This window comes from Paenibacillus sediminis (genome assembly GCF_017873765.1).
GTDB classification, from domain to species: Bacteria; Bacillota; Bacilli; order Paenibacillales; family Paenibacillaceae; genus Paenibacillus_AG; species Paenibacillus_AG sediminis.
In genome coordinates, this window is record NZ_JAGGKP010000001.1 from 200662 (window position 1) to 215750 (window position 15089).

At 51.9% G+C, this 15089-nt stretch carries 13 protein-coding genes; all 13 read left to right on the top strand.

The window, feature by feature from the left end; translation table 11 throughout:
* Nucleotides 1-3 precede the first annotated feature (3 nt).
* The 13 genes from J2Z20_RS18195 (at nucleotide 4) to J2Z20_RS01000 (ending at nucleotide 15088) form a co-directional block, all read left to right on the top strand.
* Nucleotides 4-813, top strand: coding sequence for an HD domain-containing protein (locus tag J2Z20_RS18195; RefSeq protein WP_342454237.1), 810 nt, complete (start codon nucleotides 4-6; stop codon nucleotides 811-813).
* Nucleotides 795-1253: a hypothetical protein gene (locus tag J2Z20_RS18200; protein WP_342454238.1), complete on the top strand. Its 459-nt coding sequence runs from the start codon at nucleotides 795-797 to the stop codon at nucleotides 1251-1253. The genes J2Z20_RS18195 and J2Z20_RS18200 overlap by 19 nt, the downstream gene beginning before the upstream one ends.
* Nucleotides 1254-1265: 12 nt before the next feature.
* Nucleotides 1266-2339 (top strand): PD-(D/E)XK nuclease family protein, encoded by a 1074-nt coding sequence (locus J2Z20_RS00950; protein ID WP_209844462.1) that lies wholly within the window; start codon nucleotides 1266-1268, stop codon nucleotides 2337-2339.
* Between the two features lie 39 nt (nucleotides 2340-2378).
* Nucleotides 2379-4640: an McrB family protein gene (locus tag J2Z20_RS00955; protein WP_209844464.1), complete on the top strand. Its 2262-nt coding sequence runs from the start codon at nucleotides 2379-2381 to the stop codon at nucleotides 4638-4640.
* Nucleotides 4615-6126: a DUF2357 domain-containing protein gene (locus J2Z20_RS00960; RefSeq protein ID WP_209844466.1), complete on the top strand. Its 1512-nt coding sequence runs from the start codon at nucleotides 4615-4617 to the stop codon at nucleotides 6124-6126. The genes J2Z20_RS00955 and J2Z20_RS00960 overlap by 26 nt, the downstream gene beginning before the upstream one ends.
* A 187-nt stretch (nucleotides 6127-6313) precedes the next feature.
* Nucleotides 6314-6508 carry a hypothetical protein gene (locus J2Z20_RS00965; RefSeq protein WP_209844468.1) on the top strand — a complete coding sequence of 65 codons (195 nt, stop codon included), beginning with the start codon at nucleotides 6314-6316 and terminating at the stop codon, nucleotides 6506-6508.
* Nucleotides 6509-6777: 269 nt separating this feature from the next.
* A complete protein-coding gene (locus J2Z20_RS00970) occupies nucleotides 6778-7158 on the top strand; it encodes a hypothetical protein (RefSeq protein ID WP_209844470.1) in 381 nt (126 codons plus the stop codon).
* A complete protein-coding gene (locus J2Z20_RS00975) occupies nucleotides 7158-7940 on the top strand; it encodes a M20/M25/M40 family metallo-hydrolase (protein WP_209844472.1) in 783 nt (260 codons plus the stop codon). Before J2Z20_RS00970 ends, J2Z20_RS00975 begins: the two co-directional genes overlap by 1 nt.
* 125 nt (nucleotides 7941-8065) lie before the next feature.
* A complete protein-coding gene (locus J2Z20_RS00980; protein ID WP_209844475.1) occupies nucleotides 8066-10246 on the top strand; it encodes a HelD family protein in 2181 nt (726 codons plus the stop codon).
* Nucleotides 10247-10260: 14 nt separating this feature from the next.
* Complete coding sequence (locus tag J2Z20_RS00985) at nucleotides 10261-11073, top strand: hypothetical protein (RefSeq protein WP_141334514.1); 813 nt, start codon at nucleotides 10261-10263, stop codon at nucleotides 11071-11073.
* A gap of 14 nt (nucleotides 11074-11087) precedes the next feature.
* Nucleotides 11088-12263, top strand: coding sequence for a BREX system ATP-binding domain-containing protein (locus J2Z20_RS00990; RefSeq protein ID WP_209844477.1), 1176 nt, complete (start codon nucleotides 11088-11090; stop codon nucleotides 12261-12263).
* Nucleotides 12260-13480, top strand: coding sequence for a BREX system ATP-binding domain-containing protein (locus J2Z20_RS00995; protein ID WP_209844479.1), 1221 nt, complete (start codon nucleotides 12260-12262; stop codon nucleotides 13478-13480). Before J2Z20_RS00990 ends, J2Z20_RS00995 begins: the two co-directional genes overlap by 4 nt.
* Before the next feature lie 3 nt (nucleotides 13481-13483).
* A complete protein-coding gene (locus J2Z20_RS01000; protein WP_209844481.1) occupies nucleotides 13484-15088 on the top strand; it encodes a BREX system ATP-binding domain-containing protein in 1605 nt (534 codons plus the stop codon).
* Nucleotide 15089: the final 1 nt, after the last annotated feature.

A 15089-nucleotide genomic window follows, 5' to 3' on the forward strand; every position in this document is an offset into this window, starting at 1 on the left:
TAAATGGTTGAAATTACCAATTCAAACTTAAGATTATGGAATATCCCTTCAACTCGGACCAAGGAAGTATGGCAAAGATGGGCAGAATTTGCTCTCACATTCGATGGTTACGACTACTTTAAAGGTGACGCTGACGAATTAGTCAACCTGCATGCTACGGTTGCCGAATACTATAATACCAATAAGCGCCTTCCTAGCGAACTCAATCTTTCAGAGTTGCGGGCATGTTTGTTTGCGTTGCATAGAATGTGGCGTCATTCCGGAGAATGGGATCTGGCCCCTAAGGACAAAGCATTCATAAAAAAGTTAATCGATGCTATCAGAGATCATGTAAAGGAAAATGGAGCACAGTTGCCATCCCTTGTCGACCAAGCGATCGAGTATGCCGCTTTGGCCCACAAGGGTCAGAAGCGTAAAGGCACCGAAATCCCGTATATCAGTCATCCTTATGCTGTAGGAATGATTTTGCAGAAGGCAGGGTGTGCAGAGGAGGTCGTCGCTGCTGGGATTTTACACGACACACTTGAAGATACCGATACGACGGAAGGAGACTTGCTTGAGAGGTTCGGGCCGGTTGTGTTTGAAATTGTCAAAGGCTGCTCGGAACCGGACAAGGGGGCGTCTTGGGAAGAGAGAAAGCAGCATACGCTCGATGAACTTAAACATGCTTCATTACCGATTCGGCAGGTGTCTTGCGCAGATAAGCTGCATAATATACGTTCAATCCAGAGGGATTTGAAGGTACACGGGGAGGAGGCTTGGAAAAGGTTTAAACGCGGACGGGAGAGTCAGGAGTGTATTATAGAGGGATAATCGATAGCCTAGGTTACGCTTCTCGTTTTGCATTGTTAGACGACCTTCAAGACGCAGTCGAAGAAGTATTTGGTCCGACATTGTTAAACGCAGAATGGAAGAAGCTGAGAAGGAATCGTAAATTCATAGATCTCGCGTTCGAAACGGCCTACGGGGACCAGGAGTCGATCAAGGATCGTGAACTCCAATTCAAGCGTCTTGGTGCATCGGATCTGATGGACACAATCCATACGAAAGCTTACTCTGTTGAACTGATCAACAGTGAGGATTTTTCTACAATGGCAGCATATCTGCAGATGCGTGGTATCGAATTCCAATCGAACAGCGAGGGTCCCATGATTCTGATTGGTTTCAGTACTGCTCTAAAGCAGTTGCTCAATATGTATCCGTCCGAAGTGTATCTGCATTTCAAGAGAAACATGGATCGTGGAATTTTATAGAAGGAGCGTATGATGAAGAGCGTATTTTCCCGACTATTTCGGGTGTTGAATAACAGTAATAGTCATCCTCACGAGGACTTCTTAACTGAAGTGTTCGCCGAACTTCTCTGTGATCAGGAGATGATGAGTGATTTTCTCGAGAATGTATTAGAAATACCGGTGCAGGAAGTGAAGCATTCATCCATTCAAACACAGGTGACGTTTCCGGCTTTGCCTCATCATCAGATGGATAGCCGCCCGGATATGGTGATAAGATTTTATGAAGGACAGAAACCATATATATTGTTCATCGAAAGCAAGCTAGGCTCTCCGGAAGGAACGGATCAGCTGTCGAGATATGCGGATCACCTCAGCGTACTCGCTAATCAAGGAACGAAATATTATCTTATCTATTTAACCCAGTATTCTGATGAAAAGGATGCTTCGCTCGTATTAGCGAATCACAAAAACATAGTTTTCAGGCAGTTGCGGTGGTTTCACATTTTCAAGTGGATTAAGCAGTTGGAATCGAAGAATATCTATGCGTCCAAAGTTTTGGATTATATGGAGGAGATCGGATTGGAAGATAATCGGCAGTTCACACCTGTTGACGTATATGCTATTCAAAACATGAATCGGCTACAGCGCATGATGGACGAGTGCATGGATGGGGTAGTAGACGGTGTGATGACAGAACATTTCGGTAGGGCACTTCAGCAATATAACCGTTATAACCAGCTAAAGTATCTGGAACGATACGTTAAGGCTAGTGAACAAGAGGGGCGAGCCACCGAGGTGGCTGTAGGTTTTTATTTAACAGATGGAGATTATCCCATTGTTTCCGTTGTTTACGAATTCAGTCCACGACGCTGCTCAGACGTTCCTAAAGTTGTGGCAGCCATGCAAAACTTTATTGTTTCACATTCGGGCTGGGAAACTTTCGATCTAAACACTGACGCAGAATGGCAAGGGATTTCTTGCGATCGTAGTTTAGTCGATTTTCTTCATCATGAGGATCACATCAACGAAATTCAAAAGTTCTTCCTTGAAAAATTAAATGAGCTTCATGAGATCAAGATTAATCATCCGGACTTGCACTGGAAATAACTGCTCGCAATAGAAAAGCAGAAAGACCTGGAGGCAACCATGAACATTACCCAAATTGAAGAAGCCTTGAATATTCCCGAAACATCGCTGCGTTGTCAACGTGTGCTGGATGAAGTCCAACCCGTGCTTCGTCAACTTATGGACGAGTTCAAAAACAAATATGCGAATGCCGCCCCGGAATTGCTCGATTACCATGTGCACACATACGAAGCTACGCTTCGTACAACGATGCATGATGCCCGGAATCCGAAATATGCGGCAAGCAAACAGAATTCTGATATTGGCAAAAAAGCATTTGTTGAATTCATGGACAAAAAATATTTTCAAACTGAATATGGGGTATTGTCTCTGGAAATAAACGGGATAGAAAAGAGGATGAAAATTGTTCTCTCCAGTAACTTTTATCCATTCTGGGAGGCCATCAGGACGCAGGGAAATACCAAAGAATTAACGGGGGTCATAGAGTCTATATCAGACGACGTACTGATTCAAGTCAGCGATAAAGACACCCCTTTTCTTTCAAAATTTGAATTGCTTCCCTACCTTCACAAGTGTGTCGACGAGAAGAGAAAACCATGGTTATACTTTGGTGCATTTATAGATTTTGATCAAATTCCTGGTAGAGAAGAACTTGTTGATTTAGTTTGGAATACTTGGATCAAACTAGAGCCAATCCGTGTTTTTGTACGCAAGGAAGCATCCAGTCATGCGTTATCACTGCAAATATTGGAGTTATTTAATAAGCATCAGGATGATTTCTCGATTACGCTTTATGGCAAAAACTATACGGTTAAGTTTGATGAGTTACAGGAAGTTAAGGCAAATGACCGTCGTCAAATGTACAGTATATTTGATAAAGGACAGTTGCTAGCCAAAATTGCTTTGTATAGCTTTTTAAGAGAACCAAACGAAGTTATTGGCGTAAAAATTGATGGTCGAGGTCAAATTTATTCGAATCTTCGAGCTTTACATGGTTCTGGAAAAGTAGAGTGGTCGATTTCAAAAAGCTTTTATTCCCGCGGCAAAGAGAACTCAGCTGATATGAACAAAGCACTTCAGTCAAAAGCAATGGAAGTGTTAACTCAGCATGGGTTTCAAGTCAGTGGATCTTCGTTTTATGTTGGAACGTGGGACAATGACTCCATAAATTTCGTCGAGCCAATTGCTGACGTGAAGAAGCGATTGTTTATCGCAGGAGCATTATTGGCAGATTGTAGTGGAAGAGTTAATTTTCCGAAAGATAATATTGAATCTCTACCTGAACCAGACTTTGGACTTGAAAATAGTAATGATGATCCGAATGAAGAGGTATTTCAGCACGATTTTAACCTGAGCGCCATCTTGTCCAATGTACGCGAGAGTCCCTTCACATACCCGGACGCCATTATTCGGGATTTCCATTTGAACCTGACGAGCCTGGAAGACAAACATTTTGTTATCCTGAACGGGATATCCGGTACGGGGAAAACAAGACTTTGCTTACTCTATGCAAACGCGGTATACGGCAAAACGTACGACGCGATGAATCCGTATTTGAAAGTCATTCCGGTTCGGCCGGATTGGACCGATTCTACGTCTTTATTCGGTTATTACAGCGCTCTGGAAAAAAGATATGTTCGGACGCCATTCCTGAACTCCGTGCTTCAAGCCATCCAGGAAGGAAAACCGATGTTCATTGTGCTGGACGAGATGAATCTGGCCCGCGTCGAATATTATTTGAGTGACTACTTAAGTGCCATTGAATCGAGACAGCCGATTCGTCTGCATACGGAAAGCCATATTACAGATGTTCCGCAGGAGCTGCAAATCCCTCACAACCTCTATGTGATAGGCACGATCAACGTGGATGAGACGACACACAGCATCTCGGATAAAGTGTTGGATAGAGCCTTCGTCATGACCTTGTCGGATGTCGATCTGGATCAGTTCTGGGTTCAGGCAGAGTCCAAGTATAAGACTGCCTTGCAGGAGGAATGGGAGCTGCTGCAGGAGCTCCATCGTAAATTAAGACGCTATGACCTTCATTTCGGGTATAGAACGATGAATGAGATGCTCCGTAAACTTTACGCCAATGTGGAGCTTGATCCGGATATCCGGATGGAACAGAAGGATGCAGTAGATCGGGTGATCGCTGAGAAGGTGCTGCCTAAGATACGCGGGGATGAACGGATTGATTCCCTGCTAAGCGATTTAATAGATTGGACTAGCGCAGTGTTCGGTGACGGTTCGGAGTCGCTTCATCACCTGCTGCGTATGAAGGGAGAACTGGATCGATATGGTGCAGCCCAGTTCTGGAGATAGTCTTGAGTTTTTATGCCCGGATACGGGGATATGGACTCCCATCGGGAAAATGCGTTTCGAAGAAGCCAAAACGTATCGATGGAGAACGACATGCCATGCTCCATTCCGATTCCTATTGAATGGTATGCCATTGCCCATGGTCTCTACGGATTACGGCTGGGAAGGCGAGTGGGCGGCGCCTTTCCAGTCTGGCATGCTGGAATTCACCATCGAGCAGGTAAAGCGTGTAACCGTAGAAACCTTTTTGTATTCGGATAAGCGGAAGTTAACCGAAGACGATTTTGGGCAGATGATTTCGGATATTCTTACAGAAGCCGCGGCTTGTTTTCAGCATTGTGGTGTACAATCGAAGTTTGATAACAGCGGTTTTGTGCGGGAAATATCCATGGCCCAGTGGGATTATATCGATCGGACATTTTATCGTTTGCAGCGAACGTTCAAAGAAATTCAAGCGGAACCACTTCGCAGGCTAAGAACAACGGATCAATGGATTCGCAGAGAAAATGTGAAGCATGTAACGCCGGCTCTGCTCGCTTGGTCGGAACGTCATTCAGGCTATGGCATGAGTCCGGAGATTCCTGTTCCGGAGCTCATTTGGTCCGGTGTACGGGAAGATACCTTTAACGTATATGAGAATCAAGTCCTGCTTCGACAGTTGCATGAATTACAGCGTCTTCTGCGTGAATATCAAACCGCAGCTGTTGATGCCATACGATTGAAAGCAGAGCATTATCTTGACCGTATCCACTATTGGCTTCGGTCTTCCTTTTTGCATCAAATACAGCCGCATGTCGGTCCGATTGTGGTTTCCCAAGCTTTTCGCAAGCATCCGATCTATCGCAATTGGTTTTCTTGGTTTCATCAGCTTTATCAGTTTAAGGAGTATTCGATCGGCTTCAAAAACTCGATTCCGCTGAAGGATACGTATCATCTTTATGAAATTTGGGTTTTCATGCGGATGGTTAAGATTCTCCGGGAAAAGGAAGCATTGCTGGATCCTTCCGAGCTGTTTTCCCTGGAGCAGGACGGTCTGGTATTGAATTTGTCTGAGAAGAAAGAGAGTCGAGTTAAACTTGTGGGCGGAGCGACACTTGCGTACCAGCGGTGGTTTACAAGCGCAACCCAGGATTTTGTCACATACACGCATGGGATGAAGCCGGATATTGTGCTCGAGTCAGAGGGGAAGCTATATATTTTTGACCCCAAATACCGGCTTGACCATAACCTTCCGATGGCACTCGGCGAGATGCATAAATATCGGGATGGGATCGTGAGTAAAGCGGACGGCAGTAGGGTTGTGGAAGAGGTATATATCATCACACCGGCACCTGGGGAGGAAAATTCGCACCTATTCGGAGATGCATATCGGAAGCGGTATCGGATGGGAGCTTATTGCTTAAAGCCGGGCGGGACTGATCAAGAGCTGGAGAACAAATTAGCTGAAATATTAACGAATGATGGATTTGTGGCTGAGAAAATTAATTGACAGGAGAACGTGTCCGAATTGGGCAAGTTGTAAGTGCCAGTTAATACACGTTTTTCTGGCAGGGGAATGAAAAGATCCATCTTTACCTGGTTTGAACGGATTGTCATCATTGAAATCTTGACGAAATCATCCGTTTTGTATCGTAATGGGAGTATATAGAAAAGACATGCTGCGGAGGGTGTCCAACATGAGTAGTCAGGAACAAGAGCTGAGAATGCTGCTGTTCGAAGCGGAGCGGTGGGAGATGGGCGAGGGCGACCATCTGGAGAATCAGTATTGGGAGCAGGACTTGTCGCTGTATAACCGGCTGTCGGAGCTGTGCCCGAGTAGATGGCGATACCGTAGTCTTGTCGGCGGGCAACGGGGAGCGGGACGCTCGTGATGTGCGAAGCTTCCTGGAAGCGAGCGGCGTTCCGATATGCTACACCGAACAGGGTTGCAGGCTTCAGGTACTGTGCCCTGGTATAACGGGCAAGATCTGCGCGGAACTAAACCGGCTTCAGGTACGATACGGCCGCAGTCATATCCCCGCACGGCTTTTATTCTTGGCGCGCGTTCACCAAGCGCAATCACGGGCTTCGCTGGAATACGCTATCGCTCGACAGAGGGATCGCTTACCTCGTCAAGGCACTCAGTGAGGCGGGCTTCCTCGTGACGGGCGGCTGCGACGGCCACGGGCGCCACGAGCCGCAGGTATATTTCGCCAGCAGCTATGCCGCTGCTTGGTTCAAGATCGCCGTGCAGGATCGGCTGGCCAGCCTGCCCCTGCACTATAAGTGGGAGGTCGTTGAACCGGGTGACTCCCAGGGAAGTGCAAAACTGCGGGCATCCCTTTCCGCAGCGGCGGACCGCTGGAGCCTGAAGCTCATCCAGCAGGACGTCCTCGCCATCGGCGACGAGCTGCGCCGTCAGGCGGAGAGCCTTCGCGCCGAACGCCGCAACCGGTTCAAGCACCGCAGCATGCTGGCCGGGGCAGAACGGCTCCAGCACGATTTTGCCGCGCTCTGCGAGTGGATGGGAGGTTTGCTCTAATGAGACATGCCTTCGAGAAGGAATTCTTGCAACTGCTTGCTATCACAGCACCCAGCGGATATGAGAAGCCGGTTGCCGAATATCTTATCAACCGCCTTACGACCTCAGGCTTGAAAGCAACTGCGGATGCCTATTTCAACGTGCTCGGCGAAGCGGTCTATGGTTCCGGGGAAGGACCGGTCGTACTGCTCTCTGCCCATATGGATACGGTACCGGTTCATCCCGGCCGCAGCGTTATAAGAAACGGCAGCGTGTGGAGCAGCAGCAGCGGTCCGCTCGGAGCGGATGACAGGGCAGGAATTGCGATCATTTTGTCCGTGCTGGACCAACTGCAACATACCGGCTTCGATGGCACGATTCGGCTCGCTTTTACCCGGGAGGAGGAGGTCGGCTGCGTGGGCTCGTGTGAGATCGATCCGGCTTGGCTGAGGAAAGCTGAGCTCGCCATCGTAGTCGACCGCCGCGGGTCGAGGGATATTGTCGTCCGCAACGGCTATATTGACTTCTGCGACGACCTAACCGCAGCTCGCTTCGAGCGGGCAGCGGTCCTGTGCGGGATGCCGGACTGGCGTGCGGTCACCGGCGGCACGAGCGATGCCGTTACCTATGCCTCACTGGGCATCCCGAGTGTGAATTTGTCCACGGGGTACCAGTTGGAGCATACGGCAAGAGAAACGGTAAATATTGATGATTGTTTGGATACGATCCGTTTGATCGTCGGGACGCTGGTTTCGATGAGCACAGAAAAACAGCGGAACATACATTCGCTGACAACTCATTGACACAGGCGATAGTCATAATATAAGTTGTGTACCAAAATACCCCAGACAACAACGATTGCAGGAATATTGTAGTCTTTTGTCGAAATAACCCATATACATAATTTCTTTGCCTATAGGTGAACGACATGAAGCAGCAGATTATTCTACAAGAGCAGCAGGAAGTAGATCAAACGATTCAATCCATCGAACAGATCGTGACCTATTTGGAGGAAAATAACAGTTACCCCGCAACCGTCGACGGTCAGTACCGGGCGGCCCGGGATAAGAAAAGACGGGAATCTTATCGAAAAGCGATGGAAGTGCCGTACATCGGCAAGCTTGAGGTGGTGGAGGACGGGGTAAGAGTTACATATCGAATCGGCAAGGTGCCCGTGACGACGATCGATGGGCTGGACAGCCTGATCATTGATTGGCAGTCGCCGATCGGGGATGTGTTTTATTCCTTCCAGGGCGGCAACGGATGTATAACCTATCAAACGCCTGCCGGAGAGCAGGAGATTACGATTACCCGTAAACGGAATGTTGTCATTCGTCAACGCAAGGTAGAGGACCTGAAGGACATCCTGAGCGATCAGGCAGAGCCGGACGATCTGACTGCGCCATCCCTGAACGACGACCGCCTCATGCAGCTTTGGTTCGAGAGCCGGGAAGACCATAAGATGCGCGATATCGTCGCCTCGATACAGCGCGAGCAGAACGAAATGATTCGTCTCGGCATCTCCTCTCCGATCTTGATTCAAGGCGTAGCTGGAAGCGGCAAAACGAGCATCGCTCTGCACCGGATCTCGTATCTGCTATACCAATATCCGAAGCAGCTCAGCCCGGAGAAGATCCTTATTCTCGCGCCGAACGGCATGTTTATTCAATACATACAGCAGGTCATTCAGGACTTGGATATCGAGGGCATCGCACAAGATACCGTCTCCGGTCTATGCATTCAGCTTCTCCCTCAGGTCAAAAGCGTCAGCCATCCGCAAGAGGATCTGGCGCTGTGGCTCCAAGCGGCGTCCGACCCGCAAATGGATGCGGTGTATGGTCCGCAGCTGCGCTACAAGACGTCGCTCGAGTATCAAGCCTACGTCGAGGAGCGGCTTCGAGAGCTGGAGGAAGCATATCTTCCAACGAGCTTTCCGCAGCTAAACAGCGCTACTCCGATCGAGAGGCCGATCGGGGACATTTTCCGCGAGATTTACAACGGCTACAAGCATTTGCCGCTCAACCAGCGCCGTATCGAAACGACCAAGTCGATTCGTTCCTGGCTCGAGACAGAGCTGAACCGGCAGCAAGACTATTTGAAAAGCCGATATTTAGCATTCCGGTCGGAATGGATCGGTGCCCTGGAGGACGAGGAGGCCCAGCAAGCGGAAAAGGCGGTGCAGCGGCTTCTTAACCGCAAACAGCAGGCGTTAACTGAGGCGTTGACAAAGCCGGTGGATGCGTATTTATCGGCGTGGAAGCCGATCGTCCCCTACGAGTGGTATAGGAGCCTCTGTGAAAGGGCAGGCCTAGCCGTGCCTCCGGAGGACGGCAAACGTGTCGGCTATGAGGACCTCGGCGCGCTCCTTCACGTCGAATCTCGCCTCGGTGGGTTGGATAAGCGTCTCGACTATCTCGTCATCGACGAGGTACAGGACACGTACCCGTACCTGATCGCCTCGCTGAAGCCGCTTGCCAAGTCGATGACGCTGCTCGGCGACATCTCGCAGAACATTCATCCATGGATCGGAATGCAGGACTGGTCTGGGCTGAACGAGGTGCTCGGTCCCGAATTAACCTACGTTGAGACGGCTATCAGCTATCGTTCGACCCGCCGGATTATGGAGCTGGCGAATCATGTGCTTAGCTGCTTGTCCGAGACGCTGCCGCAGATTCAGGCGGTGCGGCATGCAGGCGATCTGCCTGCGATGACCCGCGTCGACTCCCCTGAGGAGCTGGTATTGCAGCTTCGCAGCTCCATTGAGCGAATGAAGGCTGCAGGCCATCGCCGCATCGCCATCATTCCGAAGGAGCCGGAGCTGGCAGAGGCTTTATTTTTACACCTGAATGAGGAAGGGCTTGAGGGGTTGCAGCATGTATCTGCTTTGGACCAGGAGCTGACAGAGCAGATTGTTTTTATCCCGTCCACGCTTGTGAAGGGTCTGGAATTCGAAGCCGTCATTATCCCGAACGCCAGCGAGCTGTCCTACGATACAGAACTGGATGCGAGACTGCTCTTCATTAGCATTACACGGGCGCAGGAGGCGCTGGAACTTATTTATTACGACCAGCCAAGTCGCTGGCTCGCTTCCCATACGAATATGCCATAGGAGGACGTTCATACATGGAATTTCAATTAGCCGCTGTACATAAGGAAATTTCGAAGGTGCTGAAGGACCGCTTCAAGGCGGAGCTTGCTTTTATCCAGTTGAAGCCGGGCAATCCGGGGGCGCTCACCGAGGCGCATAAGCTTTTGTCCAAATTTCAGGATAAGGAGCTGAAGGCAGCGTTTCTGCCTCTGATAGAGGAGGAGCTTGACAAGCGCAACAGTCAATGTAAAAAGACGCTGTCGGTGTTCCTCCAGGCCGCCAAGGATGCGGGCTTCGGCCTCCGCGAGATGGCAGGCGGCTGGCGGGTCGGTCCGCTATACCTAGAACTGGATACGACGGATGCTAAGGTGCGATTCAGCTATAACCGGACACCGATCGGCGGTGTGGTACAGGCGGATAGCGAAGCGGTTGTGATGGACGGCTTTCAGGCGGCGTTGACGCAGCTGCAGCAGGAGGCGCTTCCAGAAGAGCAGCTCGGAGAGCTGTTCACGAAGGCGTACCAGATGGCGCTCGCTTATACGGGCAAGGCACCGGGCGAGCGGGTGTACGTCCGGACGGTAGCGAAGCTGTTTGGCTTCCTCGCCGCCGATCTCACCCACAATGGAGCAAAGGGTAAAGGCTCTGCAGAGTATCCGTTGTGGGCGTTCCAATACAATCTGGACACGTACCGCAAAATCGCCTCCAGCCTCCCGAACCACCAGCGGCTCGGACTGCTGACAGGCAGCCAAACGGAGACGTCCAAGGAAGGCTTGACGATCAACGGACTCGACCCGAACGTCGACTATAACATGATCTGCCACGTAGCTGCGGCATTGGCTGCGAATTAGGACGGGATCAAGCTATGAGCGCTATTATGATACAGACATCAGAGGATCGGGAAAAGCTTTTGGATACTCTTGAGCAAGTCGCGCAATCCGGCATCGTTTCTCCAGATTCGGCCCACCTCATTGACGTCGGGAACGGCCCTTATTTGAATTACGCGGAACGGGAGCTGTTTCGCGGCTTGGCGATGGAGGGCGGCGCTACGGTCAAATTGTTCGAGGGCACCTATGGAGCGGGGAAATCGCATCTGCTTCAGCTGCTTAGGCACCGGGCACTCTCCTGCGGCATGGCCGTCGCTTACTTCGACCTGTCGCAGGATATGCGGCTAGAGGACTGGAAGCAGATTACGCAGTTTTTCCTGGAGCAGCTGGAGTGGAGGAACGGGGGCCGAACGGTTCGTTCTTTGCCACACATACTTGAGGCTCTGGAGGCAGACCAGTCGGAGCGAGCGTTGATCCTGCGTAAAGCGAAGCTCCCTCACCCCGGGATGCAGCATGCCATGTGGTGGGGTGTTCACCGCGGTCAGCATGGAGACAACTCCCGTAGGCTTCTCCATGAGTATTTGAACGGCGGACGTGTAGCCGCTGCCGACTTCAAGCGATATGGCTTGACCGGGATTAAGGGCTACCTTTCTCAGCGCAATGCCGAGCAATACATGAAAACCGTTCTTGCAGGGCTCCGTCTGTTGGGTGTGCCCGGTGTGCTGCTCTTGTTCGACGAGAACGAGCGGACGCTTCAGCCGAAGGGCAAAATGCCTACGCGTAAACTCAACATTGCAGCGAATCTGATGCGCCGGTTCATCGATGGATGCACAACTGGCGCGCTGCCGGGAACAGTTGCCGTGTTCGCGGTGCTGCCTGGCTTTATCTCCATGTGTACGGAGGAGTATCCGGCCTTGGGGCAGCGCCTGATTCCGCCTCATCTCGATCTCGGGAAGGCCTGGCGTCTCACCGCCTCGAGCGTAGAAAAAGTGAATGCGAATGCGACGCCGGAAGCGTTCCTCGAGGAGGCGGCGGATCATTTTACCGAGCTGGTACGTATTCTTGGCGGCCGTTCGGAGGGTCTTGCCGCGGAGCTGCGGGCTAAGGGCATGGAGGTGCTTCAGAAGCAAGCGGACGAAGGGCATAAACGTATGCTAATGAAAACGCTGGCGTATAACACCTTATTACGACTGGAGCAGGAGGAATATCGATGACTCAAGAACGCGCCAACCATGTGCTCTCGATGATTGAAACGATGGCCCAGAACGGCACGGCCCCGGAGGAGGGCTGCAGTCTGTTTGGCGTCGGCTTTGATGCGGCTTTTGAGAAGCTGAGAAATAAATACATCCGCGACCAGTTTAAACGGGGACGTTCTTCGGAGAAATTCATCGTCGGTCCCTTTGGCTCGGGCAAGTCGCATTTTCTGCATCAGTTGATTGAGGTGGCCCGATCGGAGAGTTGCGTTACAGCTAAGGTCACGTTGAATAAAAATGTGGATTTTACCCGTTACATGCTCGTGTTCCGGGAAATTGCCCATGAGCTGCGCACTCCGCGCTCCCAGCGGCATGGTATCCGCGCCCTTATTCAGGAGGCGGTTGCGTACAAACGAAATCAGGTGCCGGATAACCCGGCTGCTGCCGAGATGCTGCTGAACGGGTGGATCTCCGCTCTGTCGGATGTGGATTACAAGTGGCCCTTCTATGGGCAGCTGCTTCGGCAGGCATGTGCGGCTTGCGCGGAGAACCAGGAGGAACGGCTGGAATCGCTGTGCCGCTGGCTGGGAGGAGAGATGGACAACGCCGAGCACGTCAAGCTGCTCAAGGCGCCGAAGATCACCAGCGCGGAAAGCAACCTGTACGCGATCCGTGCGCTGCACACGCTGGCCCAGTTCGTCCGTCAGGTGGGCTGGAGCGGAACAGTCGTCGGTTTCGACGAGGCCGAGCAGGGCTTCCAGGTGGACACACGCAAGAAGCAGCGCATCCTCTCCATGCTGATGGCGGACATTAACGGGCTTAACGCTTTGCAAAACGGCTCGCTGCTCATGGCTTATGCGCTTACACCGGATATCGTTGCTGATTTCGATACGTTCCCTGCCCTGCAGCAGCGCGTGCTGCATCCCGGGGCCGATTTCTTTGAGGGCAACGTGCTCGCGCCTCTGATCGATCTGCAGCGGAGGCAAAACCGTGAACAGGAGCTGGTCGAGATTGCGGGCCGGCTGGTGAGTCTCATGTACAGCCATTGGGCGGATAGCATGGCGGTGCCGGAAGCCGAGGCGCTTGGGCAGGCTCAGGCTGCCGCATCACGTCTGGCGGCAGAGGACCTCAGTTCGAGTGTACGCCGGACGCTGGTGAAGGAAGTGTGTACCATGTTGATGAACATCTACGACGACGGCTGGGCGTTTGTTGCGACAGGCCAGGAAACGGAGGTGTAGGCTATGTGGTCACCTGCGCCCGGAGAACGGGTCGCCGTTACCGGTCTCGGTTTAGGCACCGTGGTCAAGGCGACGCCACGAGGAGCCATCGTCGAGCTGGATGTGCCATATTCGACAAGAGCAGAATTTAATACGGCGAATATTTCATTGATTGAAGGCGCTGCAGGTTCAGCTGGATTGCAGGCCGCCAGGACTGGGGCTGCTGCGAGCCAGAATTCACCTCAGGGAAACGGGCCCCCTGTGGCAGCCGGTTCTGCTGGTGCTGGAGCAACACAGTCAAACTACCCGCTGCTCAGCAAGGCTGCTCCATCGGCGTCCGGGCATTTGGCACGCATCGGCCAGCTGATCGGTGCGAGGCCGAAGCCGCCCGGTTCAGGAGGGGTGCAAGTACCTTCGCTAGAGCCTGGGCCAGGTGCATCTGCGACTTCTGGGGGGACTCCACCTGCGGCGGCCCCATCGCCTATGCCAGCACCGCCTTTGTCCGACCCGGGCTTCGAGGCTCGCTGCTCGCTGGAGGCACTGCGGTTCGGACTCGTGCCGCATCGTCACATCGAGCAGTTTACCCTGGGTTATGAGCAGCTAAGCAAGTGGATTAACTCATCCTTCCCTGTTTTGGAGCCACGCGTGCACAAGGTCATTGGTGCATATGGCACAGGCAAAAGCCATACGATGTCCGCCATCCGGACCCTTGCGAAGCGGGAAGGCTACATGGTTGCTCACGTCGAGGTAAACGGCGAAGGTATGACCTTGTCCGACCCGGCTAAGCTAATCCATGCGATCTACAGCACGCTTCACAGCCAGGAGGAGGAGACAGAGTATCCACTGGTAGGCTTGTTGGAGAAGGTGATCCAAAATAGCACATCCTCGTATTTGCCTTTATCCGGGCTGCGGGCGGTTGATGCTCATTTGGGCGTCGTCTCGATGCTGCAGCATGCCGGTACGCTGGATATTTGGACCGAGCAGCTGGAGGCCGTCTTCAGCGGGAGCGACGAAGTATCGGCGACCGATCTGGACCGGGCGTTGCGTAAGCAAACACGAGCGAGTGTGCAGGTTTTCCCTGCGGTCCCGCGCTATCTTCTCGACCGCCCGAACGGCTTAGTCGAATCGCTGCTAGGAACGGCTTGGCTAGCTAAGGCTGCAGGGTATAAGGGGCTTATCATTACGATCGACGAATTCGAGACGGAGAACAAGCATCTGACCAAGGCACAGAAGCAGAAGCTGATGCTGACCTTGAGGGCGATAGAATGTTATGTCAGTGGACAACGCAATTTGCCAAAGGTGCCGCTAGCACTCTATTTTGGTACCGTGGGAGACTCGATGGACGAGGGAGACGTCTACCTGAACGATCTGGTCGAAGCAAGCGGGGGCTCCGCATTGGAACTGCGTTTTTTCCAAAAGGAGGAGCGGCTCGAACTCGCCAATCGAATTTACCGCTTTTATCAAGAGGCGTATCAGCTTCAGCGCCCTTACGATCCGAATGTAGCCGACCGCGTGCATACGCTGCTGGACGGACGCGGGTATGTAGAGAGCGAGCTGCTGAGGCAGTTTATCAAATGGTATATGGCGTTCCTGGACGTACTGTACGGACCGCCGAAGGAGATGGCTTAGT

Bases quoted from the DNA above. Each gene is read 5' to 3' on its own strand.
- J2Z20_RS18195 (WP_342454237.1), top strand. From the start codon at position 4: ATGGTTGAAATTACCAATTCAAACTTAAGATTATGGAATATCCCTTCA.
- J2Z20_RS00950 (WP_209844462.1), top strand. From the start codon at position 1,266: ATGAAGAGCGTATTTTCCCGACTATTTCGGGTGTTGAATAACAGTAAT.
- J2Z20_RS00955 (WP_209844464.1), top strand. From the start codon at position 2,379: ATGAACATTACCCAAATTGAAGAAGCCTTGAATATTCCCGAAACATCG.
- J2Z20_RS00960 (WP_209844466.1), top strand. From the start codon at position 4,615: ATGGTGCAGCCCAGTTCTGGAGATAGTCTTGAGTTTTTATGCCCGGAT.
- J2Z20_RS00965 (WP_209844468.1), top strand. From the start codon at position 6,314: ATGAGTAGTCAGGAACAAGAGCTGAGAATGCTGCTGTTCGAAGCGGAG.
- J2Z20_RS00975 (WP_209844472.1), top strand. From the start codon at position 7,158: ATGAGACATGCCTTCGAGAAGGAATTCTTGCAACTGCTTGCTATCACA.
- J2Z20_RS00980 (WP_209844475.1), top strand. From the start codon at position 8,066: ATGAAGCAGCAGATTATTCTACAAGAGCAGCAGGAAGTAGATCAAACG.
- J2Z20_RS00985 (WP_141334514.1), top strand. From the start codon at position 10,261: ATGGAATTTCAATTAGCCGCTGTACATAAGGAAATTTCGAAGGTGCTG.
- J2Z20_RS00990 (WP_209844477.1), top strand. From the start codon at position 11,088: ATGAGCGCTATTATGATACAGACATCAGAGGATCGGGAAAAGCTTTTG.
- J2Z20_RS00995 (WP_209844479.1), top strand. From the start codon at position 12,260: ATGACTCAAGAACGCGCCAACCATGTGCTCTCGATGATTGAAACGATG.
- J2Z20_RS01000 (WP_209844481.1), top strand. From the start codon at position 13,484: ATGTGGTCACCTGCGCCCGGAGAACGGGTCGCCGTTACCGGTCTCGGT.